Annotated in this window: 25 protein-coding genes and 2 riboswitches; of the genes, 17 read left to right on the forward strand and 8 right to left on the reverse strand. The window is 67.1% G+C overall.

Features of this window, described 5'->3' with window-relative positions; all coding sequences use genetic code 11:
- The first annotated feature begins 125 nt into the window (after window positions 1-125).
- The 3 genes from QF092_RS10065 (at window position 126) to QF092_RS10075 (ending at window position 3,393) form a co-directional block, all read left to right on the forward strand.
- Window positions 126-1,160: a GSCFA domain-containing protein gene (locus QF092_RS10065; protein WP_281463769.1), complete on the forward strand. Its 1,035-nt coding sequence runs from the start codon at window positions 126-128 to the stop codon at window positions 1,158-1,160.
- On the forward strand, window positions 1,157-1,951 hold the full coding sequence (locus QF092_RS10070) for a hypothetical protein (RefSeq protein WP_281463770.1): 795 nt from the start codon (window positions 1,157-1,159) through the stop codon (window positions 1,949-1,951). Before QF092_RS10065 ends, QF092_RS10070 begins: the two co-directional genes overlap by 4 nt.
- Before the next feature lie 107 nt (window positions 1,952-2,058).
- Window positions 2,059-3,393 carry a sialate O-acetylesterase gene (locus tag QF092_RS10075; RefSeq protein ID WP_281463771.1) on the forward strand — a complete coding sequence of 445 codons (1,335 nt, stop codon included), beginning with the start codon at window positions 2,059-2,061 and terminating at the stop codon, window positions 3,391-3,393.
- Between the two features lie 9 nt (window positions 3,394-3,402).
- Here QF092_RS10075 and QF092_RS10080 read toward each other — a convergent pair whose 3' ends face one another.
- Window positions 3,403-4,857 (reverse strand): cobyric acid synthase, encoded by a 1,455-nt coding sequence (locus QF092_RS10080; RefSeq protein WP_281463773.1) that lies wholly within the window; start codon window positions 4,855-4,857, stop codon window positions 3,403-3,405.
- A 7-nt stretch (window positions 4,858-4,864) separates the two neighbouring features.
- Entirely contained in the window at window positions 4,865-5,506 is a 642-nt protein-coding gene (gene cobO / locus QF092_RS10085) for a cob(I)yrinic acid a,c-diamide adenosyltransferase (protein WP_281463774.1), read from the reverse strand.
- Window positions 5,507-5,551: 45 nt separating this feature from the next.
- Window positions 5,552-5,782: riboswitch (cobalamin riboswitch) on the forward strand.
- 97 nt (window positions 5,783-5,879) lie between these two features.
- Here cobO and QF092_RS10090 point away from each other — a divergent pair.
- Genes QF092_RS10090 through cobJ form a run of 7 tightly spaced genes read left to right on the forward strand, consistent with a single transcriptional unit; the run spans window position 5,880 to window position 13,793 of the window.
- On the forward strand, window positions 5,880-6,236 hold the full coding sequence (locus QF092_RS10090; protein WP_281469905.1) for a DUF1636 domain-containing protein: 357 nt from the start codon (window positions 5,880-5,882) through the stop codon (window positions 6,234-6,236).
- A gap of 1 nt (window position 6,237) precedes the next feature.
- Window positions 6,238-7,272 carry a cobalamin biosynthesis protein CobW gene (gene cobW / locus QF092_RS10095; RefSeq protein WP_281463775.1) on the forward strand — a complete coding sequence of 345 codons (1,035 nt, stop codon included), beginning with the start codon at window positions 6,238-6,240 and terminating at the stop codon, window positions 7,270-7,272.
- Window positions 7,273-7,281: 9 nt separating this feature from the next.
- Window positions 7,282-10,527, forward strand: coding sequence for a cobaltochelatase subunit CobN (cobN, locus tag QF092_RS10100; protein ID WP_281463776.1), 3,246 nt, complete (start codon window positions 7,282-7,284; stop codon window positions 10,525-10,527).
- On the forward strand, window positions 10,524-11,657 hold the full coding sequence (gene cobG, locus QF092_RS10105; protein WP_281463777.1) for a precorrin-3B synthase: 1,134 nt from the start codon (window positions 10,524-10,526) through the stop codon (window positions 11,655-11,657). Before cobN ends, cobG begins: the two co-directional genes overlap by 4 nt.
- Entirely contained in the window at window positions 11,657-12,286 is a 630-nt protein-coding gene (locus QF092_RS10110; RefSeq protein WP_281463778.1) for a precorrin-8X methylmutase, read from the forward strand. Before cobG ends, QF092_RS10110 begins: the two co-directional genes overlap by 1 nt.
- Window positions 12,287-12,288: 2 nt before the next feature.
- Window positions 12,289-13,029: a precorrin-2 C(20)-methyltransferase gene (locus QF092_RS10115; RefSeq protein ID WP_281463779.1), complete on the forward strand. Its 741-nt coding sequence runs from the start codon at window positions 12,289-12,291 to the stop codon at window positions 13,027-13,029.
- Window positions 13,026-13,793, forward strand: a complete 768-nt coding sequence (cobJ, locus tag QF092_RS10120; protein WP_281463780.1) for a precorrin-3B C(17)-methyltransferase — start codon at window positions 13,026-13,028, stop codon at window positions 13,791-13,793. Before QF092_RS10115 ends, cobJ begins: the two co-directional genes overlap by 4 nt.
- On the opposite strand, the gene QF092_RS10125 is transcribed toward cobJ, so the two are convergent.
- On the reverse strand, window positions 13,751-14,518 hold the full coding sequence (locus tag QF092_RS10125; protein ID WP_281463781.1) for a cobalt-precorrin-6A reductase: 768 nt from the start codon (window positions 14,516-14,518) through the stop codon (window positions 13,751-13,753). The two genes, cobJ and QF092_RS10125, sit on opposite strands and share 43 nt — an antisense overlap.
- Between QF092_RS10125 and cbiT the strand changes: the two genes are divergently transcribed.
- The 7 genes from cbiT to cobF all read left to right on the forward strand — a co-directional run bounded on the left by cbiT (window position 14,517) and on the right by cobF (window position 20,717).
- Window positions 14,517-15,701, forward strand: a complete 1,185-nt coding sequence (gene cbiT / locus QF092_RS10130; RefSeq protein WP_281463782.1) for a precorrin-6Y C5,15-methyltransferase (decarboxylating) subunit CbiT — start codon at window positions 14,517-14,519, stop codon at window positions 15,699-15,701. The two genes, QF092_RS10125 and cbiT, sit on opposite strands and share 2 nt — an antisense overlap.
- A complete protein-coding gene (locus QF092_RS10135; RefSeq protein WP_281463783.1) occupies window positions 15,698-16,084 on the forward strand; it encodes a cobalamin biosynthesis protein in 387 nt (128 codons plus the stop codon). The genes cbiT and QF092_RS10135 overlap by 4 nt, the downstream gene beginning before the upstream one ends.
- Window positions 16,081-16,860, forward strand: coding sequence for a precorrin-4 C(11)-methyltransferase (gene cobM / locus QF092_RS10140; protein ID WP_281463784.1), 780 nt, complete (start codon window positions 16,081-16,083; stop codon window positions 16,858-16,860). Before QF092_RS10135 ends, cobM begins: the two co-directional genes overlap by 4 nt.
- The gene (locus QF092_RS10145) at window positions 16,857-18,194 is read left to right on the forward strand and encodes a cobyrinic acid a,c-diamide synthase CobB (RefSeq protein WP_281463785.1); all 1,338 of its coding nucleotides are present in this window, start codon (window positions 16,857-16,859) and stop codon (window positions 18,192-18,194) included. Before cobM ends, QF092_RS10145 begins: the two co-directional genes overlap by 4 nt.
- Window positions 18,191-18,913, forward strand: a complete 723-nt coding sequence (gene cobA, locus QF092_RS10150; RefSeq protein ID WP_281463786.1) for a uroporphyrinogen-III C-methyltransferase — start codon at window positions 18,191-18,193, stop codon at window positions 18,911-18,913. The genes QF092_RS10145 and cobA overlap by 4 nt, the downstream gene beginning before the upstream one ends.
- 62 nt (window positions 18,914-18,975) lie before the next feature.
- Window positions 18,976-19,193, forward strand: a riboswitch (cobalamin riboswitch).
- Between the two features lie 33 nt (window positions 19,194-19,226).
- On the forward strand, window positions 19,227-19,892 hold the full coding sequence (locus tag QF092_RS10155) for an energy-coupling factor ABC transporter permease (RefSeq protein ID WP_281463787.1): 666 nt from the start codon (window positions 19,227-19,229) through the stop codon (window positions 19,890-19,892).
- Window positions 19,893-19,943: 51 nt separating this feature from the next.
- Complete coding sequence (cobF, locus tag QF092_RS10160) at window positions 19,944-20,717, forward strand: precorrin-6A synthase (deacetylating) (protein ID WP_281463788.1); 774 nt, start codon at window positions 19,944-19,946, stop codon at window positions 20,715-20,717.
- On the opposite strand, the gene phoB is transcribed toward cobF, so the two are convergent.
- The 5 genes from phoB to pstC are packed head-to-tail and all read right to left on the reverse strand — an operon-like array spanning window position 20,702 to window position 25,744.
- Window positions 20,702-21,388, reverse strand: a complete 687-nt coding sequence (phoB, locus tag QF092_RS10165) for a phosphate regulon transcriptional regulator PhoB (protein ID WP_281463789.1) — start codon at window positions 21,386-21,388, stop codon at window positions 20,702-20,704. The genes cobF and phoB overlap by 16 nt on opposite strands.
- 14 nt (window positions 21,389-21,402) lie before the next feature.
- On the reverse strand, window positions 21,403-22,116 hold the full coding sequence (phoU, locus tag QF092_RS10170) for a phosphate signaling complex protein PhoU (protein ID WP_281463790.1): 714 nt from the start codon (window positions 22,114-22,116) through the stop codon (window positions 21,403-21,405).
- Window positions 22,117-22,129: 13 nt separating this feature from the next.
- Complete coding sequence (gene pstB / locus QF092_RS10175; RefSeq protein ID WP_281463791.1) at window positions 22,130-22,927, reverse strand: phosphate ABC transporter ATP-binding protein PstB; 798 nt, start codon at window positions 22,925-22,927, stop codon at window positions 22,130-22,132.
- Window positions 22,928-22,940: 13 nt separating this feature from the next.
- Window positions 22,941-24,293, reverse strand: a complete 1,353-nt coding sequence (gene pstA / locus QF092_RS10180) for a phosphate ABC transporter permease PstA (protein ID WP_420026451.1) — start codon at window positions 24,291-24,293, stop codon at window positions 22,941-22,943.
- Window positions 24,290-25,744, reverse strand: a complete 1,455-nt coding sequence (gene pstC / locus QF092_RS10185; protein ID WP_281463792.1) for a phosphate ABC transporter permease subunit PstC — start codon at window positions 25,742-25,744, stop codon at window positions 24,290-24,292. Before pstC ends, pstA begins: the two co-directional genes overlap by 4 nt.
- Window positions 25,745-25,765: the final 21 nt, after the last annotated feature.

Genomic DNA, 25,765 nt, shown 5'->3' on the forward strand with positions numbered 1-25,765 from the left:
CCCACCCTTCGCGCCATCCCCGCCGCGGCAAAGCCGCACGCGACCGGGTGACAAGCCCCCGCCTTCCGCCTTAGGCTTGCCCCAGACCTGCGCACCGTGGGTCCGATCTGTTCTGGTGCCGTATCATGTCCTATTCCGCGCTTCCCGACCGTTCCTTCTGGCGACGCTGCCTCGCATCGGGTGACTTTCGCCTGCGCGAACTCTATGAACCCAAGGTTCTTATCGCCCCCGAAGCAACCGTCGCCACGGCAGGAAGCTGCTTTGCCCAAAAGATCGGCCATGAACTGCGCGCCTCTTCGGCCCGTTTCCTCGATCTGGAACCCGTGCCAGCGGGCCTAACCCCCACAACGGCGGCACAACTGGGCTTTGGCCTCTTTTCCGCCCGTTTCGGCAATATCTACAGCACGGCCCAACTCCTCCAACTGGCCGAAGACGCCTTCGCCGATCACCTGCGCGACGAAACCTTCTGGGAAAAGGATGGCCGCTGGTTCGATGGCCTGCGCCCAAGGCTGGAACCGGGCGGCTACCCCTCCCGCGATATGGCCGAGGCCGCGCGCCTTTCCCACCTCGCCCAACTGCGCCGGATGTTTCTTGAGGCAGAGGTGTTCATCTTCACCCTTGGCCTGACGGAACGCTGGCAGGATGCCCGCACGGGCACAGTCTATCCGCTCTGCCCGGCCGTGGTGGACCCGGCCTTCGCGGATTCCGCCCATGTCTTCCACAATGCCCGCGTGGCCGAGGTTATCGGTGAACTGGATCGCACCATCGCGCTTCTGTCCCGCTTGAACCCGGACCTGCGCTTCATCTTCACCGTGTCACCCGTGCCCCTGATGGCCACGGCGACGGGTGGTCATGTTCTGGGGGCCACATCCCGCTCCAAGGCCGTGCTGCGCGCCGCAGTGGATGAGGTCTGCGCCAACCACGCCATCGCCGATTACTTCCCCTCATACGAAATCGCGACGCAGAACCCCACCTTCCGCGATGCCTTTGGCCCCGATCAGCGCGAGGTGCGCCCCGAAGTCGTTGAAACCATCATGGATGTCTTCTTCGCCGGACAATCGGCCCTCAGCCGACGCAAACCAAAAGACGGGCCAGACCCAGAAGAGGCCGCCGCCGCCGAACTTTGCGACGAAGTGCTTCTCGCGGCGGTCCGCGAATGAGGGTCCTTGTCTTTGGCGATTCCCACGCAGCCTGCATGATCGAGGCGTGGCGCAGAGGCGGCTGGCCCACCGATTGGCAGATGTCCTTCTTCGTCCGTCCCGGCAGCGGCCCGCCTGAACATGCCGTGACAGGCACCACGATCCGGGCCGTCACACCCGCCTTCCGTGACGTTCTCGCCCGCCTTGATCAGCCCGCCGAATATGACCTTGCCGCGCAGGATGCCTTTGTCATCATCGGCGGCGGGATCAGCCTCTTTCCGCTGGTGCAGGTCCTCAATACCTACGACATCCTGGATTGGGGCGGCGAAATCGGGGCCGAGACACGGCCCACCATCACCGAACCCGTCCTCCGCCTCGCTGTGGCCGAGGCGTTTCGCGCCACGCCCGCAGGGCGACTTCTGGCCGAATTGCGGGCCGTGCCGGCGCTTGCCGACCGCCCCATCCACCTCATGCCGCAACCCTTCCCCTCTGAAAAAGTGTTGGCCGATCGCAGCATCGCCTCTGGCGCAGGCCTGCGCCGCCTCGCACGGCTGCGGCTTCTGGCCCGCGCGGCGACCCTGTTCCATGACGCCACCAAAGACCTCGCCCGCGACTTCGGCGCACAGCTTCACCGCCAGCCAGAGACGACAATCCATCGCCACGCCTTCACCGCCCTCCCCTATTCGACCGAGGCGCGCCGTCTTGTGAACCTTGCCCAAGCGCAGCCCAAGTCCGACATCCTCCATGCCAATCAGGACTACGGGGTACTTCTGCTGCGGGGCATTACTGCTCGAACAGACACCAACCCTTAACCTAAACATATATAATTGCAGGAATTTTCGGCGCGCATCGGGCAGGCGCGTCAAGGATTTCTGAACCAGCGGGACCCAGCATGCGGGCATCTCAAAAGGGGTGCCGCATGACCAATGTTTATATCATCGCCGGGCAAAGCAACGCCGTCGCCGCCGAAAGCCGTATCCGCGCCGAACTCCTCGCCCGCGATCCCGGCGCCATCGTTCTGTCGGTCTCCAGCGGGGGCGCGCCCCTGACCTGGGGCCGCGCAGGGACGGATTGGTTCCAATCCGGCGATATGCGCGACACACTGATCAACACTGCGATTTCCACCCTTCGCGCCAATCCCGATGCCACCCTGCGCAGCTTGATCTGGCTGCAGGGTGAGGCGGATACCTACGGTTTCGCCCGCGCCGAAACCTATGCTGCGCAATTTCAATCGCTCCTCACCCGCGTGGACACCGCGCTGCAATCCGCCCTTCCTGGCCGGCAGACGGACTTCGACGTGCTAAGCGTTCAGTTATCCACTCAGGCGCCCGAGGCAGCGGGTCGCCAGAACTGGACCACCATCATCAATGAACAGCGCAAGCTTGACGCGGGCTCCGACCGAATCCTGTCGCTTGATCCCGATGCGGTCGCGCGTGAGGCGGGCCTTTCGCCCGCCGCCATGTTCAAGGACCCGCTGCATTACAGCCCCGCCATGCTCGACCGTCTGGCAGGCGCGATTGCCGAACAAGCCGTCAACACCCCTGCCCCCGCTCCAGCCCCTGCCCCGCAGCAGCCCCGCAGCTTGGACGGCACATCCGGGGCCGACCGGATCATCGGCATCGGCGATGACACGATCCGCGCCGCGGGTGGCAATGACACCGTCCTTGCCGGGGACGGCAATGATGCCGTTAGCGGCGGCAGGGGCGATGATCTGATCGAGGCCACCTCTGGCCGCAACCGGATGTGGGGCGGCGAAGGCAATGATCGCATCTTCGGCGGCAGCGGGCAGGATAGCCTTTATGGCGAAGCCGGGCGCGATATCCTGCAAGGCGGCGCCGGGGCTGATCTTCTTGAAGGCGGCGATGGCGACGACCTTCTCTTCGGCGGCAATGGGCGCGACAGGCTGCTTGGCGGCGCTGGGAATGACCGGCTGAATGGCGGGCTTGGTCAGGATGAGCTGACAGGGGGCGCAGGTTCCGATGTCTTCATCTTCACCTCCGCCGCCACTGCGGGGTCGGGCAACGGGGCGGATCGCATAACCGATTTCCAATCGAGGGTCGACAAGATCGACCTTGTCGCCTTCGATACCACCTACAACGGCACATCGGGCCTTCTGGGCGGCGGGCAACGGTCATTCTGGTTCGATGCCGCAGGGGGCCGCCTGCTTGGCGATCAGAATGGTGACGGCGTCGAGGATTGGTCCGTCTTCGTGACCGGTGTCACCCGCATGACGGACGCTGATTTCCTGCTCTGACCGGGCAGGTCACACCGCCACACCCGCCACGCGCAGCAATCCCGGCACATCCAGATGCGCCTCCACATGATCGGCCAGCGCCTCCAGCGCCGCCTCCACCTCGGCGGCATGGCGGCGCGGCGCGCTGGCGATGCCAAGCCGCGCCAGGTAGCCCGCACGAAAATCATCCGCTGCAAACAGCCCGTGCAGATAACTTCCCACGATCCGGCCATCGGCACTGATCGCGCCCTCGGCCCGGCCGTCAACAAATGCAAAGGGTCGCGCGCAATCCGGTCCCGCCGTCCGCCCGATATGAATTTCATACCCCTCGACCGGCAGGCCGGTCGCGGCCTCCACCGCCCGCACCCGGTCTAGCCGCTTGTCGGGGGTCATCACCGTCTCCACCGCCAGCAGTCCCAGCCCCGCCGTTACCCCGGCAGGCCCCTCGATCCCCTCCGGATCGGCGACCGACGCACCCAGCATCTGATACCCCCCGCAGATCCCCAGCACGTGCCCCCCCCGCCGCACATGGGCGGCAAGGTCCACGTCCCAGCCCTGCGCACGAAGGAATGCCAGATCGCCGCGCGTCGATTTGCTGCCCGGCAGGATCACCAGCCGCGCCTCGGCCGGGATTGGTTCCCCCGCCCGCACCATCACCAGCTTCACCCCCGGCTCCGCTTTCAACGGGTCCAGATCATCGAAATTCGCGATCCGTGACAGGGTCAGACAGGCGATCACCACCCCTTCGCCCACAGGCCGCGCGGGGATGTCTTGCGCATCTTCGGCAGGCAGCAGATGCGCCTGCCCAAACCACGGCACGACGCCAAACCCGCGCCACCCCGTCCGATCCTCGATAAAGGCATAGCCATCGTCAAACAGCCGCGGGTCGCCCCGGAATTTGTTGATCAGGAAGCCCGCCACCATCGCGGCATCGTCGGGGTCAATGACCGCCTGCGTGCCCACCAGCTGCGCGATCACGCCGCCCCGGTCGATATCCCCCGTCAGGATCACCGGCACCCCCGCCGCACGGGCAAATCCCATATTGGCAATATCGCCCTTGCGCAGGTTCACCTCGGCCGGGCTACCCGCCCCTTCCACGATCACCAGATCATGGCCCTCCCGCAGCCGCCCAAAGCTTTCCAGCACCGCCCCCATCAGTTGCGGCTTCAGGCTCGCATAATCCCGCGCCCGGGCTGTGGTCAGCCGCCGCCCCTGCACGATGACCTGCGACCCCGTCTCGCTTTCGGGCTTCAGAAGGACCGGGTTCATATCGACCACCGGCTCCAACCCGCAAGCCAAGGCCTGCAAGGCCTGCGCCCGCCCGATCTCTCCCCCATCCGCCGTCACGGCGGCATTGTTCGACATGTTCTGCGGCTTGAAGGGCGCAACGGAAAGCCCCCGCCGCCGCGCCGCACGGCACAATCCCGCCACCAGCATGGATTTGCCGACATTCGACCCGCAGCCCTGGATCATCAGCGCAGGCATAACGGCCTCAGAACTCCACCCCCGGCTGGCCCTTGATGCCGGACCGGAACGGGTGCTTCACCAGCGTCATCTCCGTCACAAGATCGGCCATCTCGATCAGCTCTTCCTTCGCGTTCCGCCCCGTCAGGCAGACATGCGTCATCGGCGGCTTTTCGTCGCGTAGAAAGGCCAGCACCTCGGCGATGTCCAGATAATCATAGCGCAGCGCGATGTTGATCTCGTCCAGCAGGACGAATCGGATACCCGGATCGCGGATCAGCGCCTTCGCCTTCTCCCACCCCGCCTTTGCGGCGGAGATGTCGCGCGCCTTGTCCTGCGTCTCCCATGTGAACCCCTCGCCCATGGCGTGAAACTCGCACAGATCGCCGAAATTCCCTTCGATCAGGCGGCGTTCGCCGGTATCCCACGCGCCCTTGATGAACTGCACCACCGCGCAGGGCATCCCATGCGCGATGCAGCGCAGGATCATGCCAAAGCCCGAGGAAGATTTCCCCTTTCCCGCCCCGGTATGCACGATGACCAGCCCCTTGCCATCGGTCTTCTGCGCCATCATCCGGTCGCGCGCGGCCTTCTTCTTGGCCATCTTGGCCGCGTGCCGCGCCAGTTCCGCCGCATCGTCAAGGATGGGCATGTCGTTCCCGTCATTCATCCTGCCGTTCCTTTTCCTTGACAGTCTCGCCCCTTGTGGCAGAGGAGGAGCCACAAAGGCGCTGGTGCCTGTCCATAAGACAGGCCAAGAGGGAATGCGACCGGTTTTGCGACCCATCACGTCGCGGCACCGAAAGCAGCCGCCCCCGCGACCGTGACCGGAAAGGTCTGCCCCACGCCACTGGCCGCAAGGTTCGGGAAGGCGGGCAGAGCGCCGGGGCGAAACCCCGCCCCGATATCCGCAAGCCGGGAGACCTGCCAGAGCCAGACTGAAACGCGCGGGCGGGGTGTTCCGCGACCTTCGGATGCAGGCAGCGGCAACGCGCGCCCGCCCGCAGGCCATCCCCGTCGGCACCATGAACTTGGGGGGTGGGATGACCACCATTCTGCACGTCTGCACCACCTGCCGCGCGGGCCAGCCCGTGCCCGAAGGGCAGGATTGCCCCGGCCAGCGCCTGCATCAGGCGCTCACCGCCGCCAATGAAGATGCCATGATCACCATCCGCGCCGTCGAATGCCTGTCGGCCTGCGACAACGGCTGTTCCGTCGCGCTGACAAAGCCCGGCGCTTGGTCTTATATCTATGGCCGCATGACCACGGATGACGTGGCCGAGATTCTGCGCGGTGCCGCGCTCTATGCCGCCTCATCGAACGGCGTTGTGCCGTGGCGCGAACGCCCGACCATTTTCCGCAAGCAAAGCCTTGCCCGTCTTCCCCCGCTGGAGTCCTGACATGACCGACCTGACCAAGATCCCCGTCACCGTGATCACCGGCTTTCTCGGCGCGGGAAAGACCACCCTCATCCGCCACCTGATGCTGAACCCGCAGGGCCGCCGCCTTGCCATCCTCGTCAATGAATTCGGCACCGTGGGCGTGGATGGCGACATTCTGAAATCCTGCGCAGATGAGGCTTGCCCGGCTGAAAACATCGTCGAACTGGCCAATGGCTGCATCTGCTGCACCGTGGCCGACGATTTCATCCCCACGATCGAGGCACTGATGGCCCTGCCCCAGCGCCCCGACCACATCCTGATCGAAACCTCCGGTCTTGCCCTTCCCAAGCCGCTCCTCAAGGCCTTCGATTGGCCCGCGATCCGCTCGCGCATCACCGTCGATGGGGTCGTGGCACTGGCCGATGCCGAAGCCGTGGCCGCTGGCCGCTTCGCCCCCGATCCGGTCGCCGTGGACGCCCAGCGTGCCGCCGATGACAGCCTTGATCACGAAACGCCCCTCTCCGAAGTCTTCGAAGATCAGATCGCCTGCGCCGACATCATCCTGCTGACCAAGGCCGATCTCGCGGGCGAAGAAGGCCTCGCCGCCGCCCGCGCGGTGATCGAGGCGGAAACCCCCCGTCGCCTGCCCATCATCCACGTCACCGATGGCAGCATCGACCCGCGCGTGATCCTTGGCCTCAATGCCGCAGCCGAAGATGACCTCGCCGCCCGCCCCTCGCATCATGATGGCCATGACGACCACGAACATGACGATTTCGACTCTGTGGTGATCGACCTGCCCGAGGTGGCCGATATCGAAGACCTCGTCGCCCGCGTCCAAACCCTCGCCCGTGAAAACCGCATCCTGCGGGTGAAGGGCTATGTCGCCGTCGAAGGCCGCCCGATGCGCCTTTTGCTGCAGGCCGTGGGCGAACGCGTCCGGCATCAGTTCGACCGTCCCTGGGGAACCATGCCCCGCCAATCCCGCCTCGTCGTCATCGCGGAACATGACGACATTGATGAGTCCGCGATCCGCCGCGTTCTGGGGGTCTGATCCCGCGCCATGCACGTCGTCTTCCGCGAAAGCCACGGTCTGGAAACAGCCGACACCCCCTATGATCCGGGCCAAGACCCCGCCGATCTTGTGGTGCTGTCCTTTTCCGACAGCGACCTTGGCGCCTTCGCCGCAGGCTGGCACCGGGCGGGGGGCACATTGCCCCCGACCCGACTGCAAAACATCGTGGCGCTGCGCCACCCTGTCTCTGTCGACACCTACATAGACCGCACCCTTTCGGGTGCCCGCGCCATCCTCATCCGCCTCATCGGGGGCGAGGCATATTGGCCCTACGGCATCGCCTCCATCCGCGACCTTGCCCAGCGCAAGGGGCTGGCGCTGGCCATCCTCCCCGCCGATGGCCGCCCCGATCCCGCGCTGGATGCCGCCTCTACCCTGCCCGTCTCCACCCTGCGCCGCCTTCAGGCGCTCTGTGATGCCGGCGGCGCGGTGGCTGCACAGGCGGCGCTTGCACAACTGGCGCTGGCGGCAGGCCTCTACGCCCCCCCCGTTCCGGGCGACAAGCGGATGCCCGATTTCGGCTTTTACGATCCCGACCGGGGCGTGATCCCGCCGCCCGACGCTGCCGACCAACCCACCGTCCTCGTCAGCTTCTACCGCAGCTACCTCACCGCCGCCGATACCGACACTGTCGATGCGCTGATCCGATCGCTCCGCGCCGCTGGCTTCGCAGCAACGGGCGTCTTTGCCCCCTCGCTCAAGGTGCCGGGCTTCACCGACTGGTTGAGACCTCACCTCACGCGCCTGAACCCCGCCGCCGTGGTCAATGCCACCGCCTTTTCGGCCCGCGCCGATGATGGCTCCACCCCCTTCGATGCGGGCGATTTCCCGGTCTTTCAAATCGCCCTCTCCACCGCCCGCCGCCGCGACTGGGCCGCATCGGACCGCGGCCTGTCGCCCGCCGACCTTGCCATGCATGTCGTCCTGCCCGAGGTGGATGGCCGCCTCTTTGCAGGCCTCGCCTCGTTCAAATCCCCCGGCAAGCGCGACGCCGATCTGCAATTCTCGCGCTTTGCCCATCGCGCCGATGCCGCCGCCATTGCCGCCGTCACCGCCCGCGTCACCGCTTGGCACCGCCTCGCCACAACGCCCGCGCCGGATCGCCGCCTCGCCGTGGTCCTCTCCACCTATCCCGGTCGCGCGCATCAACTGGCCCATGCCGTGGGGCTCGACGCGCTCGCCTCGACAGAGGCGCTTCTGCAAGACCTCGCCGCCGCCAATCACAGCGTCGAACCGGGCGAAAATCTCGGCGCGGCGTTGATGGCCGAAACGCTGGCATGGCCGCTGGCCGATTACCAAGCCGCCCTCGCCACCCTGCCCCCAGACCTGCAAGAGGCCCTCACCGCCGCATGGGGCGCACCTGCCCAAGACCCCGCCTGCGATGGCCAATCCTTCCGCTTCGCCGCACTCCATCGCGGCAACGCCCTGGTCGCCCTGCAACCCGAACGGGGCGAGGTCGCCTTGCGCGACGGCGAATATCACGACCTCTCCCGCACTCCCCGCCATGCCTATGTCGCCTTCTACCTCTGGCTGCGGGCGCAGAACCTGCATGCGCTGGTCCATATGGGCGCGCATGGCACGCTGGAATGGCTGCCCGGCAAATCCGTGGCCCTCTCGGCCACTTGCTGGCCACAGGCACTGATCGGCCCCCTGCCCGTCATTTACCCCTTCATCGTGAATGATCCGGGTGAAGCCGCGCAGGCCAAGCGCCGCATCGGCGCCCTTACCCTTGGTCACCTGCCCCCACCGCTCCGCGCTGCCGCCCTACCCGAAGGGATGCACGGGCTGGAACGCCTGCTGGACGAATATTCCACCGCCGATGGGCTTGACCCCGCCCGCCGCGACCGCCTGATCGCCTCCATCCGGGCCGAGGCGCAGGCGCTGGGGGTTGAGGCCGATCTCGGCCTCCCCGCCACCGCCTCCGCCGCCGAGGCCATCACCCGGATTGATCGCTTCGTCTGCGACATCAAGGAAAGCCAATATGGCGAGGGGCTGCACATCCTCGGTCGCGGCCAATGCGGGGATGCGGAACGCGACGGCCTCTTCCGCGCCCTCTCGGGCCGCCGCGTCGCTCCCGGCCCCTCCGGTTCGCCTGCCCGTGGCCGCTCTGATGTCCTGCCCACGGGGCGCAACCTCTTTGCCGTCGATCCCCGCGCCGTGCCCAGCCGCGCAGCACAGGCCCAAGGCGTGAAACTGGCCGAAGAACTCCTCCGCCGCCACCTGCAAGATCACGGCGATTGGCCGCGCGGCCTTGTCGTCGATCTCTGGGGCAGCGCCACCATGCGCACGGCGGGCGAGGAATTTGCCATGGCCCTCCACCTTGCGGGTCTTGCCCCCGTCTGGGATGCCGGATCGGGCCGTGTGTCGGGGGTGGAAATCATCCCCCTCGCGCTCTTGAACCGCCCGCGGATCGACGTCACCCTTCGCGTCTCAGGCCTTTTCCGCGATGTATTCCCCGGCCTTGCCACCCTCTTTGAAACCGGTGCGCAGGCCCTTGCCGAACGCGACGAGTCGCCCGAGGACAACCCCTACCGCGCCCGCGCCGCCCGCGTCTTTGGGCCAAAACCCGGCCAATACGGCCTCGGCATGATGGCGCAACTTGACGACTTCACCCCCGAGGCCCGCGCCGCAGCGGGCGAGGCGTGGATCGCCGCCTCCTCATGGTCCATCGGCATCGATGGCCAGTCAAAGAATGACCGCGCCGCCCTCGAAACCCGCCTGCGCGCTGCCGATAGCTTCGTTCATGCGCAGGACCTACCCGAAAGCGATCTGCTGCTCGCCGCAGACTATGCCGCGCATGAGGCAGGCTTCGCCGCCGCCCTTTCGCGCCTTGGGGCCGCGCAGCCTGCGCTCTACCACCTCGACGCCACGCAACCTGACCGGCCCCGCGCCCGCAGCCTGACCGAAGAAATTGCCCGCGTTGTCCGCGCCCGCGCCGCCGATCCCGCATGGGCCGATGGCATGGCCGCCCATGGCTTCCGGGGTGCTGCCGAGATTGCCGCCACACTCGACCACATGGCCGCTTTCGCCCATCTCGCGGGCGTGGTGCCGCCGCATCTCTTCGACCTCTACCACGACGCGACCTTGGGCCGGGACGACATCACCGCCTTCATGGAGCGTGAGAACCCCGCCGCCCTCGCGGCCTTGCGCGACATGTTCCGCCGACTGGCCGAGGCCGGGCTTTGGGTCACCCGCCGCAATTCCATCGCCGCCACGCTGGAGGTCGCGCCATGACCCCCGCCTTCACCGTGAAAGGCTGGTGCCCCGGCGCGTTGCGCCCCATGGCATCGGGCGATGGCCTTGTGGTGCGCGTCCGCCCCACAAATGGCCGTCTCACAGCCGCGCAGGCCGCAGGGCTGGCACAGGCCGCCGCCCGCCACGGCAACGGGCTGATCGACCTTTCCGCCCGTGGCAATGTCCAATTGCGCGGCGTGACCGAAGGCACTCATGCGGCGCTGATCGACGACCTCCGCGCGCTTGGCCTGATCGATCCCGACATCCTGTCGGAAACCCGCCGCAACATCCTCGTCACCCCTTTCGCGGATGGGGAAACAGATGCGCTCGCGGCAACCCTCGCGGTCGCGCTTGCCGATGTCCCACCCCTCCCCGGCAAATTCGGCTTCGTCATCGACACTGGCCCTGCCCCGATCCTGACCGCCACCGCAGGTGACATCCGCCTTGAGCGGGGGCATGACGGCGGCCTGATCCTGCGCCCCGACGGCCTGCCCCACGGCATCCCCGTCACCACCGAAACCGCCGCCGCAGAGGCCATCGCCCTCGCCCGCTGGTTCACCGAAACAGGCGGCATCACCGATGGGCGCGGCCGCATGGCCGCCCATATCGCGCGCGGCCACCGCCCTGCCCTACCGCGCACCGCCACCCCCGCCCCCGCGCAAACACCCCCCGGCCCCGGCCTCGTGCCGCAAGGCGCACTCGTCGCCTTCGAATTCGGCCAGATGACCGCCACCACCCTCTCCGGCCTCGCCGCCTTGGGCAACCTCCGCATCACCCCATGGCGCATGGTCCTGATCGAAGGGCTGCAAACCCTTCCCACCCTCCCCGGTCTAATCCTTTCCCAAGACGATCCCCTCCGGCGGGTAGAGGCCTGCACCGGCGCCCCCGGCTGCCTTCAGGCCCATGCCGAAATCCGCCCCCTCGCCCGCCGCCTTGCCGCACAGGTCCCACCGGGCCGAACCCTCCACCTCTCCGGCTGCGCCAAGGGCTGCGCCCATCCCGGCCCCGCCGACCTCACCCTCGTCGCCACCCCGTCAGGCTTTGACCTGATCCAAGGTGGCACCGCGCAGGATGCCCCCCGCGCCCGCGCCCTCGATGCCACAGGCATCGACCTGAAAGGACTGTTCTGATGCCCCATATTTACGAAACCGACGGCGCGAAGATTTACGAACAGTCCTTCGCCACCATCCGGGCCGAGGCCAATCTCGCCCGCTTCACCCCGGAAGAAGAAATCGTCGTCGTCCGCATGATCCACGCCGCAGGCATGGTCGGGCTCGAAGAATTCGTCCACTTCACACCCGGCATGGCCATCGCTGCCCGCGCCGCGCTGGAACAGGGCGCACCCATCCTCTGCGACGCGCGCATGGTTTCCGAAGGCATCACCCGCCCTCGCCTGCCCGCAAAGAACGAGGTGATCTGCACCCTGCACGATCCCGCCGTTCCCCCGCTGGCCGCAGAGATGAAAACCACCCGCTCTGCCGCCGCCCTCGAACTCTGGCGCCCGCATCTGGCGGGGGCCATCGTTGCCATCGGCAACGCCCCCACCGCGCTTTTCCACCTTCTGAACATGCTGGAAGACCCCGCCTGCCCCCGCCCCGCCGCGATCATCGGCTGCCCCGTCGGCTTCATCGGTGCGGCGGAATCGAAGGACGCCCTCATGGCCGCCCCACCCGTCCCCAGCGTGATCGTCAAGGGCCGCCTCGGCGGGTCTGCCATCACGGTCGCCGCCGTCAACGCTCTGGCCAGCCGCAAGGAATGACGATGGGCCGCATCATCTGCGCCGGGCTTGGCCCCGGCGACCCCGATCTGATCTCTGTCCGCTCTGACCGCGCGATCCGTTCTGCGCGGCATGTGGCCTATTTCCGCAAGGCGGGCCGTCAGGGGCAGGCGCGGCGCATCGTGGACGGCATGCTCCATCCCGATGCCACCGAACTGCCGATGGAATACCCGGTCACGACGGAAATCCCCTTCGACAGCCCTGACTACAACCGCCTTCTTTCGGATTTCTACGATGACTGGGCCGACCGCCTCGCCACCCTCGCAGAGGCTGGCCACGACATCGTCGTCCTCTGCGAAGGCGATCCGTTCCTCTACGGCTCCTTCATGCACCTCCACATCCGCCTGCGCGACCGCGTGACGGTCGAGGTGATCCCCGGCATCCCCGGCATGGTGGGCTGCTGGAACGCGACGGGCGAGCCGATCACATGGGGCGACGATGTCCTCTCCGTCCTCATGGGCACCCTGCCCGAAGAAGACCTGATCCGCCACATCCGCGCCGCCGACGCACTCGCCATCATGAAAACGGGCCGCAACCTGCCCCGCGTCCGCCGCGCCCTTGCCGCCGCAGGCCGCCTTGACGACGCATGGCTTGTCGAACGTGGCACCATGCCCAATCAGCGTATCGCCCGTCTCGCCGATGTGGATGCCACCGATTGCCCCTATTTCGCGATCGTCCTTGTCCACGGCCATGGCCGCCGCCCCCTGACGGAGGCCGAGGAATGACCCCGACCCAACAAGCGGGCCGTGTCACCGTCGCGGGACTTGGACCGGGTGCCGATGCCCTCGTCACCCCCGAAGTCACCGCCGCACTGGCCGAGGCGACGGATATCGTCGGCTACATCCCCTATGTCGCCCGCATCGCCCCCCGCCCCGGCCTGACGCTGCACCCATCCGACAACCGGGTCGAGCTTGACCGCGCCCAGACCGCCCTCGACATGGCCGCCCAAGGCCGCCACGTGGTCATCGTCTCCTCTGGCGATCCCGGCGTCTTCGCCATGGCCTCCGCTTTGTTTGAGGCGCTGGAAACCCGCCCCGACCGGGCCGACACCGATATCCGCATCCTCCCCGGCATAACCGCCATGCTGGCCGCCGCCGCCCGCGCGGGTGCGCCCTTGGGGCATGACTTCTGCGCCATCAACCTGTCCGACAACCTCAAACCCTTTGCCGAGGTGGAACGCCGCCTGCGCCACGCCGCCCAAGGCGGCTTTGCGATGGCGTTCTACAACCCCCGCTCGAAATCCCGCCCGCACCAGTTCACCCGCGTGCTAGAGATATTGCGCGAGGAATGCGAACCCGCCCGCCTGATCACATTCGCCCGCGCCGTTTCCACGCCCGAGGAACAGCTTTCCACCGTCACCCTCGCCGAGGCGACGCCCGAAATGGCCGATATGCGCACCGTCGTCATTGTCGGCAACGAAGCCACCCGCCGCGTGGGCCGCTGGGTCTATACCCCCCGTTCGGTGCCCGCCCCCACGGATGCCGAATGACCCAGCCAGTCCAGCACCGCATCCACATCCCCCACCACGCGCCGCGCGGGAATGGCAGGGCGCTCGATCATCACCACCCGCAGCCCCAACGCGCGCGCGGCCACCAGCTTCGCTTCCGCCCCCGCACCCCCGGCATTCTTGGCCACGACATGCGTGATCCCATGATCGCGCATCAGCGTCAGATCCCCCTCCGCCGTAAAGGGGCCCCGCGCGATCACGGCCTTTGCATCGGGCAGGGGCAGCGCCCCCTCTGGCGGATCGACCAACCGCAGCAGATAAAAATTTCCTGGCTTCACGGCAAACGGCTCCAGACTCTGCTTGCCGATGGCCAGAAACACCCGCGCGCCCGCATTGGGCAGCGCGGCCACCGCGCCCTCGACATCTGGCACACCCAGCCAATCATCCCCCGGCTCGGCCTGCCATGCGGGCCGCTCCAGCGCGATCAGGCCCACCCCCGCCTCGGCGCAGGCCGCCACGGCATGCGCGCTCATCTGCGCGGCGAAAGGATGCGTCGCATCTACAACATGGGTGAAGCCGCCCGCCCGCAGATACTCCACCAAGCCCGCCACCCCGCCAAAGCCCCCCACCCGCAGCGGCAGGGGCTGGGCCTTGGGCGCATCGGTCCGGCCCGCATAGGAAAAGACAGCCTCCACGCCCCGCGCGGCAAGGGCTTCGGCCAATTGGCTGGCCTCGGTCGTGCCACCCAGCAGAAGAAGGCGCGTCATGGCTGATCCTTGGCTCTTCATCATCGGTCTGGGCGAAGATGGACCGGCAGGCCTGTCCGAGGCAAGCCGTGCCGCCCTTTCCACCGCCACCGCCGTTTTCGGCGCCCCCCGCCACCTGTCGCTTGCCGGGATCGACGCCGCAAGGGCCATGGAATGGCCTATTCCCTTCGACCTTGCCCCCCTCCTCGCGCGGCGTGGCGAACCCACCGCCATGCTCGTATCCGGCGACCCCTTCTGGTTCGGCGCGGGCGGATCGGTTGCCGTGCATCTGGACCCGTCCGAATGGCAGGCGCACCCCATTTCCGGAACCTTCTCGCTCTTCGCCGCGCGCATGGGCTGGCGGCTGGAGGATACGCTCTGCCTCGGCCTCCACGCCGCGCCCTTCGCCCGCCTGCGCCCCGTCCTTGCCCGTGGCACCCGCGCGCTCTGCACATTGCGCGACCCCGCCGCCCTGCCCGCCTTGCAATCATGGCTCCGCGACAACGGCTTCGCCGCCGCCCGTCTGACCGTGGGCGAAGCTTTGGGCGGCCCCCGCGAACGCCTGCGCCCCGCCTCTGAAATCACCGACGATCTCACCGCCCCCCTCGCCGTTGCCATTGACGGCCGCGACCTGCCCGCCTCGGCAGGCCTGCCCCGCGCCTCAGGCCTTTCCGACGACCTCTTCGCCAGCGATGGCCAGATCACCCGCCGCCCCGTCCGCGCCCTGACGCTGTCCGCCCTCGCCCCCAGACCGGGCGAAAGGCTCTGGGACATCGGCGCAGGCTCTGGCTCCATCTCGGTCGAATGGTGCCTCGCAGGCGGCACCGCGATCGCCATCGAGGCCCGCCCCGACCGCGCCGCCAATATCCGCGCCAATGCGGCGGCCTTCGGCATCGAACACCGCCTGACCGTGATAGAAGGCACCGCCCCCGCCGCACTCGCCCCCCTTCCGACCCCCGATGCCGTCTTCGTCGGCGGCGGCGGCGATGCCGCGCTGCATGCCCATCTTTGGGACACACTCCCCCCCGGCACCCGCCTTGTCGCCAATGGCGTCACGCTGGAAACCGAATCCACCCTTGCCGCCTGCCATGCCGCCCATGGCGGCCACCTGCTGCGCATCGATCTCGCCGAGGCCACCCCCTTGGGCCGCTTCCACGGCTGGACCGCCGCCCGCCCCGTCGTGCAATGGAGCGTAACGCGATGATCGTCGCCGGCATCGGCCTGCGCGCGGCCACCACGCTCGCAACCCTCACGGCCCTCCTTCACAGGGCCGAGGAAACCACAGGCCACCCCGTCCACGCCCTCGCCACCGCCACGGAAAAAGCCTCCCATCCGGCCCTGACCGCACTGGCCAAGGCCCGCGCCCTGCCGCTCCATGCCGTCGCCATCGACGGCATCCCCACCCCCACCCAATCCCCTCGCATCCAGACCCGTTTCAACACCGGATCGCTGGCCGAGGCCGCCGCGCTTTCCGCCGCAGGCCCCGGCGCGACGCTCACCCTCGCGCGGATCACCGCGCCCGACGGCATGGCCACCCTCGCCATCGCCACCAGCCAAGGACCAAACCCCCAAGGATTCCACCCATGACCGTCCATTTCATCGGCGCAGGCCCCGGCGCGGCCGACCTCATCACGCTGCGTGGCCGCGACCTTATCGCCGCCTGCCCGGTCTGCCTCTACGCTGGCAGCCTTGTGCCAGAGGCACTCCTGTCCCACTGCCCCCAAGGCGCGCGGATCGTGAACACCGCCCCCCTGTCGCTGGACGAGATCATGGCAGAAATCCAATCCGCCCATGCCGCAGGCCATGATGTGGCCCGCCTCCATTCAGGCGATCTTTCCGTCTGGTCGGCCATGGGCGAACAACTCCGCCGCCTGCGCGACCTTGGCATCCCCTACGATGTCACGCCCGGCGTGCCCTCCTTCGCCGCCGCCGCCGCCGCCCTTGGCGCGGAACTCACCCTGCCCGGCGTGGCACAATCGGTGATCCTCACCCGCACCTCGGGCCGTGCCTCTGCCATGCCCGATGGCGAGACGTTGGAAAATTTCGCCCGCACCGGGGCCACCCTCGCCATCCACCTGTCGGTCCATGTCCTTGCCGATGTGCAGGAACGCCTCACCCCCCATTACGGCCCGGATTGTCCCGTCGCCGTGGTCTTCCGCGCCTCTTGGCCCGATCAACGCATCCACCGCGCCACGCTTTCGACGATCGATCCCAAGATCGGCGAAGGTGAACGCACCGCCCTCATCCTTGTGGGCCATGCCCTCGGGGCGGAAGACTTCGACGAATCCCGCCTTTACGCCGGCGATTACGACCGTCGCTATCGCCCCGTCGGCACCTCCCCTCGTTTCCCCGAATCCGCATGATCCCCCCCGGCCTCCTCATCTCGGCCCCCGCCTCGGGCACCGGAAAGACAACCGTCGCGCTGGGGCTTATCTCGGCCTTCCGCGCGGCAGGCCTAACCGTGCAACCGTTCAAAAGCGGCCCGGATTACATCGACCCCGCCTTCCACAGCGCCGCCGCTAGGGGCCGCGCCTCGGCCAATCTCGACAGCTGGGCGATGACGCCCGCCCGCCTTGCCACACTCGCTGCCACAGCAACCGGGGCCGATATCACCATCGCCGAAGGCTCCATGGGCCTTTTCGACGGCACCGCCACGCCCGGTGAAACCGGCAACGGCGCCAGCGCCGATATCGCCGCCCGCATGGGCTGGCCCGTGCTCCTTGTCCTTGACGTGGGCGGTCAGGCACAGACCGCCGCCGCTGTCGCCGTGGGCCTTGCCCGCTTCGACCCCGCCGTCACCATGGCAGGCGTGATCCTGAACCGCGTCTCCTCGCCCCGGCATGAATCCCTCCTGCGCGCGGGCTTCGAACGCGCCGGCCTCCCCGTCCTCGGCGCGCTGCCGAAACGCAGCGACATCGCGCTGCCCGCCCGCCATCTCGGCCTCGTGCAGGCCGAAGAGCTGCCGGAACTGGCCGCCCAACTCGACGCGCTCGGCCAACTCGTCGCCACCCATTGCGACCTCGCCGCCATCCGCGCCGCAGCCCGACCCGCCCACGCCCCCGCCACGGCCGCAAAACCAATCCCCGCCCCCGGCGAACGTATCGCGCTGGCCCGCGACGCGGCCTTCTCTTTCGTCTATCCCCACCTCATCGCCGATTGGCGCGCGCAAGGCGCGACCATCCTGCCCTTCTCCCCCCTCGCCGATCAGGCCCCCGACCCTTCTGCCACCGTCGCATGGCTGCCGGGGGGGTACCCCGAACTCCATGCCCCCCGCCTTGCGGCCTGCGACACCTTCCGCGACGGGCTGACCGCCTTCGCCCAAACCCGCCCCGTCCATGGCGAATGCGGGGGCTATATGGCCCTTGGCGCGGGTCTCGTCGCCGCCGATGGCACGCGCCACCGTATGGCGGGCCTTCTGGGCCTAGAGACCAGCTTCGAAAAACGCCGCATGCACCTTGGCTACCGCCTTGCCCGCCCGCATCTCGGCCTGCCGGGGCTGGCCGATGCCCCCGCGCTCCGCGGCCACGAATTCCACTACGCCACGATCCTGTCGCAGCCCGATGCCCCCCTTGCCCATGTCACCGACGCAAACGGGGTTGCAGTCGCGGAAACCGGCTCCTACCAACGCCACGCGCAGGGCGGTATCACCAGCGGCACCTTCTTCCACCTCATCGCCCCTGCCGAGGCAGCACAATGACCCCCGGTTTCGTCTCCTTCGTCTCTTCCGGCCCCGGCGACCCGGAACTCCTTACCCTCAAGGCCGCCCGCCGTCTGGCCGAGGCCGATGTCATCCTCTTCGACGACCTCGCCTCCGGCCCCCTCCTCACCCATGCCGCGCCCTCGGCGGAATTGGTGGCGGTGGGCAAGCGCGCAGGCCGCCCCTCCCCCCGGCAGGACCATGTCAGCCGCCTTCTTGTGGATCACGCCGCCACGGGCGCGCGGGTGGTGCGGCTCAAATCCGGCGATGGCGGCCTTTTCGGGCGGCTGGAGGAAGAGCTTGTCGCCCTCCGCGCCGCAGGGATCGCTTATGAAATCATCCCCGGCGTCCCCTCCGCCTGTGCCGCCGCCGCCGCCGCTGGCATCCCCCTCACCCGCCGCCTGACCGCACGCCGCGTGCAATTCATCACCGGTGCCGATGTGACGGGTGGCCTGCCCGAAGGCCTTAACTGGCCCGCCTTGGCCGACCCCGAGGCGACGACCGTCGTCTTCATGGGCAAGCGCACCTTCCCAACGCTCGCGGCCCAACTCATCGCCCACGGGCTGCCCCCCGACACCCCCGCCCTGCTGGCCGAGGCGGTCACCCATCCCGAACAGACCCTCACCCGTCTGACCGTCGTCACCCTTGCCGCCCAACTGGCGGAAACACGCGGCGACCAGCCCGCGCTCATCCTCTACGGCCCCCTCGCCGATCCCTGATCGGGACGACGCATTCACCTATGCCGATGTCGCCTTCGTGCTTGACCGCCGCATGGCGCAGGCGCAGAACGGCAGGGCAAGGTGCCCCACGCGTCACAGCAACGGGCTCAAACGGGAATGGGGAAGGGCGGACCAAATCGCGGCGCCCCCACCCCAGCCGCCCCCGCGACTGTCAGCGGCGAGCGGCCATCCTTCATGCCACTGGCCCCTCTGGGGCCGGGAAGGCGGATGGCCGCACCGACCCGCCAGCCAGGAGACCGGCCTCGCATCAAAGAAACCATCCGCCGTCGGGTGTGACGGCAAGGAGAAAGACATGCATATCGAACCCGGCCTCGTCGATGGGGCCAAACTGATGCTCGGCTACGCCACGGCTTCCGCCGCTGCCGCCACCGGGGCCATGATCCTCGCCCGCGACCTGCGCGCGCAAGGCCCGGCCGCCATCGCGATCCGCAGCGCCATTGCTACCGTGGCGACCTTCGCCTTCTTCGAACTGGCCCCCCACACCGCCGTTGGCGTAAGCGAGGTGCATCTCATCCTCGGCTCCAGCCTCTTCCTGATCCTCGGCGCCGGCCCCGCCGCGCTGGGCCTTGCGCTGGGCCTACTTATTCAGGGCCTCTTCTTCGCCCCCATCGACCTGCCGCAATACGGTATGAACGTCACCACGCTGCTTGTCCCGCTCTTTGCGATTTCCATGATCGCGCGGCGCATCATCCCGGCGGGCACAGCCTATGTCGATCTGCGCTACACGGATGTGGTGAAACTCTCGGCCACCTATCAGGGTGGCGTCGTCGCCTGGGTGGCCTTTTGGGTCTTCTGGGGTCAGGGCGCATCCGCCATGTCCGACGTGGCCCTCTTCGGCGCGGCCTATATGACGGTTGTGCTGATCGAACCGCTGGTCGATCTGGCCCTCCTTGCCACCGCCCGCCGCTTCAAGGGGCGCACCCCCGGCGCGCTGGTCACACCGCGTCTCTTCGCCTGATCCCCCAAAGGCGCGGGGCCGATACCGGCCCCGCCGCCCCAAAAGCACAGCATGATCCACCTCACTCTCATCGGCATCGGCACCGGCAACCCCAATCACGTCACGGGACAGGCGATCCGCGCCATGAACGCGGCCGACCTGATCCTTCTGCCGCTCAAGGGTGACGACAAGGCCGATCTCGCCGGCCTGCGCATGGCGATCTGCCGCGCCAACCTGACAAACCCCAGCACCCGTATCGCGCCCTTTGACCTGCCCACGCGCGACCCCGCAACACCCGATTACCTGACCCGCGTCAACGACTGGCACGACACCATCGCCGCGCTCTGGCGGGCCGAGATCGAGAAACACCTTGCCCAAGGCGGCGGCCCGAATGTGGCGCTGCTGGTCTGGGGCGACCCCTCGCTTTACGACAGCACGCTGCGCATCGCCGACCGTGTCGCAGGCCACTTGCCGCTGACACTCAGTGTGATCCCCGGCATCACTGCCATTCAGGCGCTCTGCGCCGCCCATGCCATCCCGCTCAATGACCTTGCGAAACCCGTGGTCATCACCACAGGCCGCCAACTGCGCAGTTCAGGCTGGCCGCAGGATGCCGATACGGTGGTCATCATGCTTGACAGCGGTGCCGCCTTCGACGCGCTGCCCCCCGAGGGCATCCATATCTGGTGGGGCGCCTATGTCGGGATGGAAGAACAGATCCTGATCCAAGGCCCGCTTGCGCAGGTCGCCGAAACCATCCGCACCACCCGCGCCAAGGCGCGCGCCGATCACGGCTGGATCATGGACATCTACCTGATGCGCCGCACCGCTCAGCCCAGCGCGTAACCCGATCCCCGTACCGTGCGGATCGGATCTTCATCGCCATGCACGCACAGCGCCTTGCGCAGACGGCCCACATGCACATCCACGGTCCGGGTATCGACATAGATATCCCGCCCCCAGACCCGATCCAAAAGCTGTTCGCGCGACCACACGCGCCCCGGCTTTTCCATGAAAGCCGTCAGCAGCCGAAACTCCGTCGGACCCAGCTTCAGCACCTTTTCGCCCCTGAACACCCGATGCGTTTCCGTATCCAGCCGGATGCCGTCAAATTCCAGCACCACGCCCAAGGTGGATGGCCGCACGCGGCGGATCTGGGCCCGCGCCCGCGCCATCAACTCCACCATCGAATAGGGCTTGATGACATAGTCATCCGCGCCGGTTTCCAGCCCCCGCACGCGGTCCACCTCATCCGCCCGCGCCGACAGCATGATAACCGGGATCGCCCGCGTCTCGGGCCGCATCTTCAAGCGACGGCAAACCTCGATCCCCGAAACCTTGGGCATCATCCAGTCAAGGATGATCATGTCGGGATGATCCTCATCCACCAGCAAAAGCGCATCCTCGCCATTATCGGCCTGAATGACGTCAAACCCCTCGGCCTCAAGATTATAGGCCAGCACCTCGCGCTGCGCGAATTCGTCCTCTACAAGCAGAACCTTCGGCTGCTGAACCATGACGCGCTCCATCTTCATCCCTCAAGGGTCGAAACACCCGGCACCAGATCGGCCTTTGGCCGCTCATCCCCCGGCACTTCGCCGGTCGCCAGATAGATCACTTGTTCGGCAATCGCCGTCGCATGGTCGCCCACGCGTTCAATGTTCTTCGCAATGAAATGTAGATGCATCGCCGCGCTGATGTTGCGCGGGTCTTCCATCATATGCGTCAGCAACTCGCGGAACAGCGAGTTGTACATCTGGTCCACCTCGCGGTCGCGGGCGCGGATATCCTGCGCCACCGCCACATCCTGCGCGATATAGGCATCCAGCGCCTCTTTCAGGCGCAGAACCACCGTCCGCGCCATCCGCTGGATCGACGCCGAGGTGCCCTCCAAAGGTGCCATGTTCGACAGAACCAGCGCCCGCTTGGCAAGGTTCTTGGCATAATCCCCCGCGCGTTCCAGCGCGGCGGCAATCCGCATCACCGACAGCACGACCCGCAGATCACCCGCCGTCGGCGCCCGCAGCGCCAGAAGGCGCGCGCATTCGCTCTGGATCTGCTGTTCCAGAGCATCGATGGCCTCATCGCCCGCCCGCACCTTCTGGGCCAGCCCCTCATCGCGCTTTTCCAAGGCCTCGGCGGCATCCAGCAGCGCCTGCTCCACCAGCCCCCCCATCCGCAGCACATGCGCCTGCACGGCTTCAAGGTCGCGGTCAAAGGCCGAAAGGATATGCGGGTCTTTCATCTTGCGCGCTCCCTCAGCCGATCCGGCCGGTGATATAGGCCTCGGTCCTTGGGTCCTGCGGGGTGGTGAAAATCTGCCCCGTCTCGCCATATTCAACCAGACTGCCAAGGTGGAAGAAGGCCGTCTTCTGGCTGACACGCGCCGCCTGCTGCATGGAATGGGTAACGATCACGACCGAAAAATGGGTCCGCAACTCGTCGATCAATTCCTCCACCTGCGCCGTGGCGATGGGGTCCAGCGCCGAACAGGGTTCATCCATCAACAGAACCTCGGGCGCCGTGGCCACCGCCCGCGCGATGCACAGACGCTGCTGCTGCCCGCCCGAAAGGCCGGTGCCGGGGGCCGCAAGGCGATCCTTCACCTCATTCCACAGCGCAGCCTTCTTCAGCGATGTCTCGACAATCTCATCCAGTTCCGCCTTGGTCCGCGCCAGACCGTGGATTTTCGGCCCATAGGCCACATTGTCATAGATCGACTTGGGAAACGGGTTCGGCTTCTGGAACACCATCCCCACCTTGGCGCGCAACTGCACCGGATCGATGCGCGGATCGTAAATATCCTGCCCGTCCAGCGTGATATTCCCTTCGACCCGCGCCGTTGCCACCGTGTCGTTCATCCGGTTCAGACAACGCAGGAAGGTCGACTTGCCGCAGCCCGACGGCCCGATGAACGCCGTCACCGTCCGGTCAAGGATCGTCACATCGACATCCTTCAGCGCGTGCTTTTCGCCGTAATGCACCTGCACCCCGCGCGCCTCGATCTTGGCTTGCCTGTTGCTCACGTCCCGCTCCACCAACCGCATGTCGTTCATTGCAACCGCCCCCTCACCACCGCCGCTCGAACCGCCGCCGCAGCAGGATCGCCGCCACGTTCATGATCACGAGAAAGACCAAGAGCACGATGATCGCCCCCGAAGACCGCTCGATAAAGGCTGGGTCCGACCGCGACGCCCAGGAATAGACCTGCACGGGCAGCGCGGTCGCCGGGTCCATGATCCCGCCTTCCAAAGGCCCCGCAGGATAGTTCGTGACAAAAGCCACCATCCCGATCAGCAAAAGGGGCGCTGTCTCGCCAAGGGCCGAGGCCAGACCAAGGATCGTCCCCGTCATGATGCCCGGCATGGCCAAGGGCAGCACATGGTGGAAGACAAGCTGCATCTTCGACGCCCCAATCCCCAGCGCCGCCTCACGGATCGACGGCGGCACCGCCCGGATCGCCGACCGCGTGGCAATGATGATCGTGGGCAGCGTCATCAGCGAGATGACCAAGGCCCCCACAAGGCTCGATGATTGCGGCAGCCCCATGAAGTTGATGAAAATCGCCAGACCAAGGATGCCAAAGACAATCGACGGCACCGCCGCAAGGTTCGAGATATTCACCTCGATCAGGTCCGTGAATCGGTTCTTCGGCGCGAATTCCTCAAGATAGATCGACGCCGCCACGCCCACGGGCACGGTCATCAGCGCCACCAGCACCATCATATACAGCGACCCGATGATCGCCACGCCCAGACCCGATGCCTCGGGCCGCAGGTCCGATGCATCCGGCCCCGTCAGGAACCCCCAATTGAATGGCAGGCTCAGCATCCCCGCCGCCACCAGCCGATCCGTCAGATCAAGCTGCGCAGGCGTGACATTGGTATCCCGCTCTGCCGTCTCGCGCGTGACGCGGCCCTTAAGATAGCCGTCGATCCGCCCCGTGGCATAGACCGATACCTCGACCACCTGCCCCACCAGCGACGGATCGGCCAGCACCCTATCGCGCAGCCGCGCCGGACCGTCATCCGATAGCATCGCCGCAAGATCCTTCTCCGGCATCCCCGCCGTATCGATCCCCTCCGCCGCCAGATGCGCGACAAAGGCCTGCGACAAAAGCCGCTTATACCCGATGGTCGTGACCTTCGCCATTTCCTCGCGGTTGCGGTTGCCCGCCTTGTCCACCACGGCCGCATCCACCATCACCGGAAAGGTGATCGTCGCCTGCCGAAAGGCCGAAACCCCATCCAGCAGGATCGTCGCCAGCATGAAAAACAGCGTCGACAGGCTCAACACGATGGCCGCGATGCCATAGGCCTTCATCCGCCATTCCCGCGCCCGCCGCCGCTTGGTCCGCGCGCTGCCCTCCAAAAGCGATCCGCCGCGCGCCCCACCGGGCGCCCCTGCCATGACATCGGTCATTCGTATTGCTCCCGGTACCGCCGCACGATCCACAGCGCGAAAACGTTCAGGCACAGCGTGATGACAAACAGCGAAATCCCCAGCGCAAAGGCCACCAGCGTCTCGGGCGAATTGAACTCTGTATCCCCCGTCAGCTGGCTCACGATCTTCACCGTGATCGTGGTCATCGCCTCAAACGGGTTCAGGTTCAGCTGCGCCGCAGCCCCCGCCCCCATCGTCACGATCATCGTCTCGCCAATCGCCCGGCTTGTGGCCATCAGCACGGCCCCCACGATGCCGGGCAGCGCGGCAGGCAGCACCACCTGCGTCACCGTCTCGGCCTTCGTCGCCCCCAGACCAAGCGACCCGTCTCGCATCGACTGCGGCACCGCCGTGATGATGTCATCCGACAGCGACGAAATGAACGGGATGTTCAAAATCCCGATCACGATCCCCGCCGTCACAACGGAAGACCCCGAATTCCCCAACCCGGTCGGCATGGCGATCCAATCGCGGATCAGCGGCCCCACCGTCACCAGCGCGAACAGGCCAAAGACCACCGTCGGTATCCCCGCGATCACCTCGATCAACGGCTTCACCACCGACCGCACGCGCGCATCTGCAAATTCCGCAAGGTAGATCGCCGCGAACAGGCCCACAGGCACCGCCACCAGCATCGCGATCAAGGTGATATACAGCGTCCCCCACAACAGCGGGATCAGGCCAAGCTGCGAATTGCCCTGAAAGGCGGGCGACCATGTCAGCCCGAAGAAGAAATCCTGAATGGGATACATCCCGAAGAACCGGATGCTCTCTGACAGCATCGACAGGACGATCCCCACCGTCGTCAGAATCGCGATGGTCGAGGCAAGGATCAGCAGGGCCAGAACCACGCCCTCCACCCGGTTCCTCGCCCGGAACTGCGGCCCCGTCGCCTTGATGGCATAGGCAAGCCCCGCCACCGCCAGCGCCAGCACGAAAACCGTCTTCCACAGCCCGCCCACCGTGGCCAAGCCCCGGTATTCCTGTGCTGCGGCCAGCGTCTCGGGCAGAACATCCGCACCCAGCGCCACGCCCGTGGCGGCCAGCCGCTCGCGCACCGCGCCTGCATCCAAGGCTGCCGCCTCATCCGCGCCCATCGCACCTGCGGAAATCGCCGCCTCCAGCCCCGAAGCGATGCGCCGCACATCGGCAAAAAGCAGCGTGCGCGCGCTGTCATCCTGCACCATCTCGGCCGGGAACATCCCTGCCAGACGGCCCTCAATCACCATAGGCTGCGCGATCTGCCAGACCGCCAGAAACAGCAGCGCCGGCACCGCGGCCATGATCGCCCCGTGCCAGCCATAATAATGCGGCCGCGAATGCAATTGCCGCGCATCACCGCCCACAAGGGCCATCGCCCGCTGACGCGCAAGGACGAAGCCCGCCGCCGCCAGAACGCCCAAAACGGTAAGGATCAGGAAAACCGACATGCCGCCCCCCGGCTGGCAAGA

Source organism: Fuscovulum ytuae (assembly GCF_029953595.1).
Classification (GTDB): domain Bacteria; phylum Pseudomonadota; class Alphaproteobacteria; order Rhodobacterales; family Rhodobacteraceae; genus Paragemmobacter; species Paragemmobacter ytuae.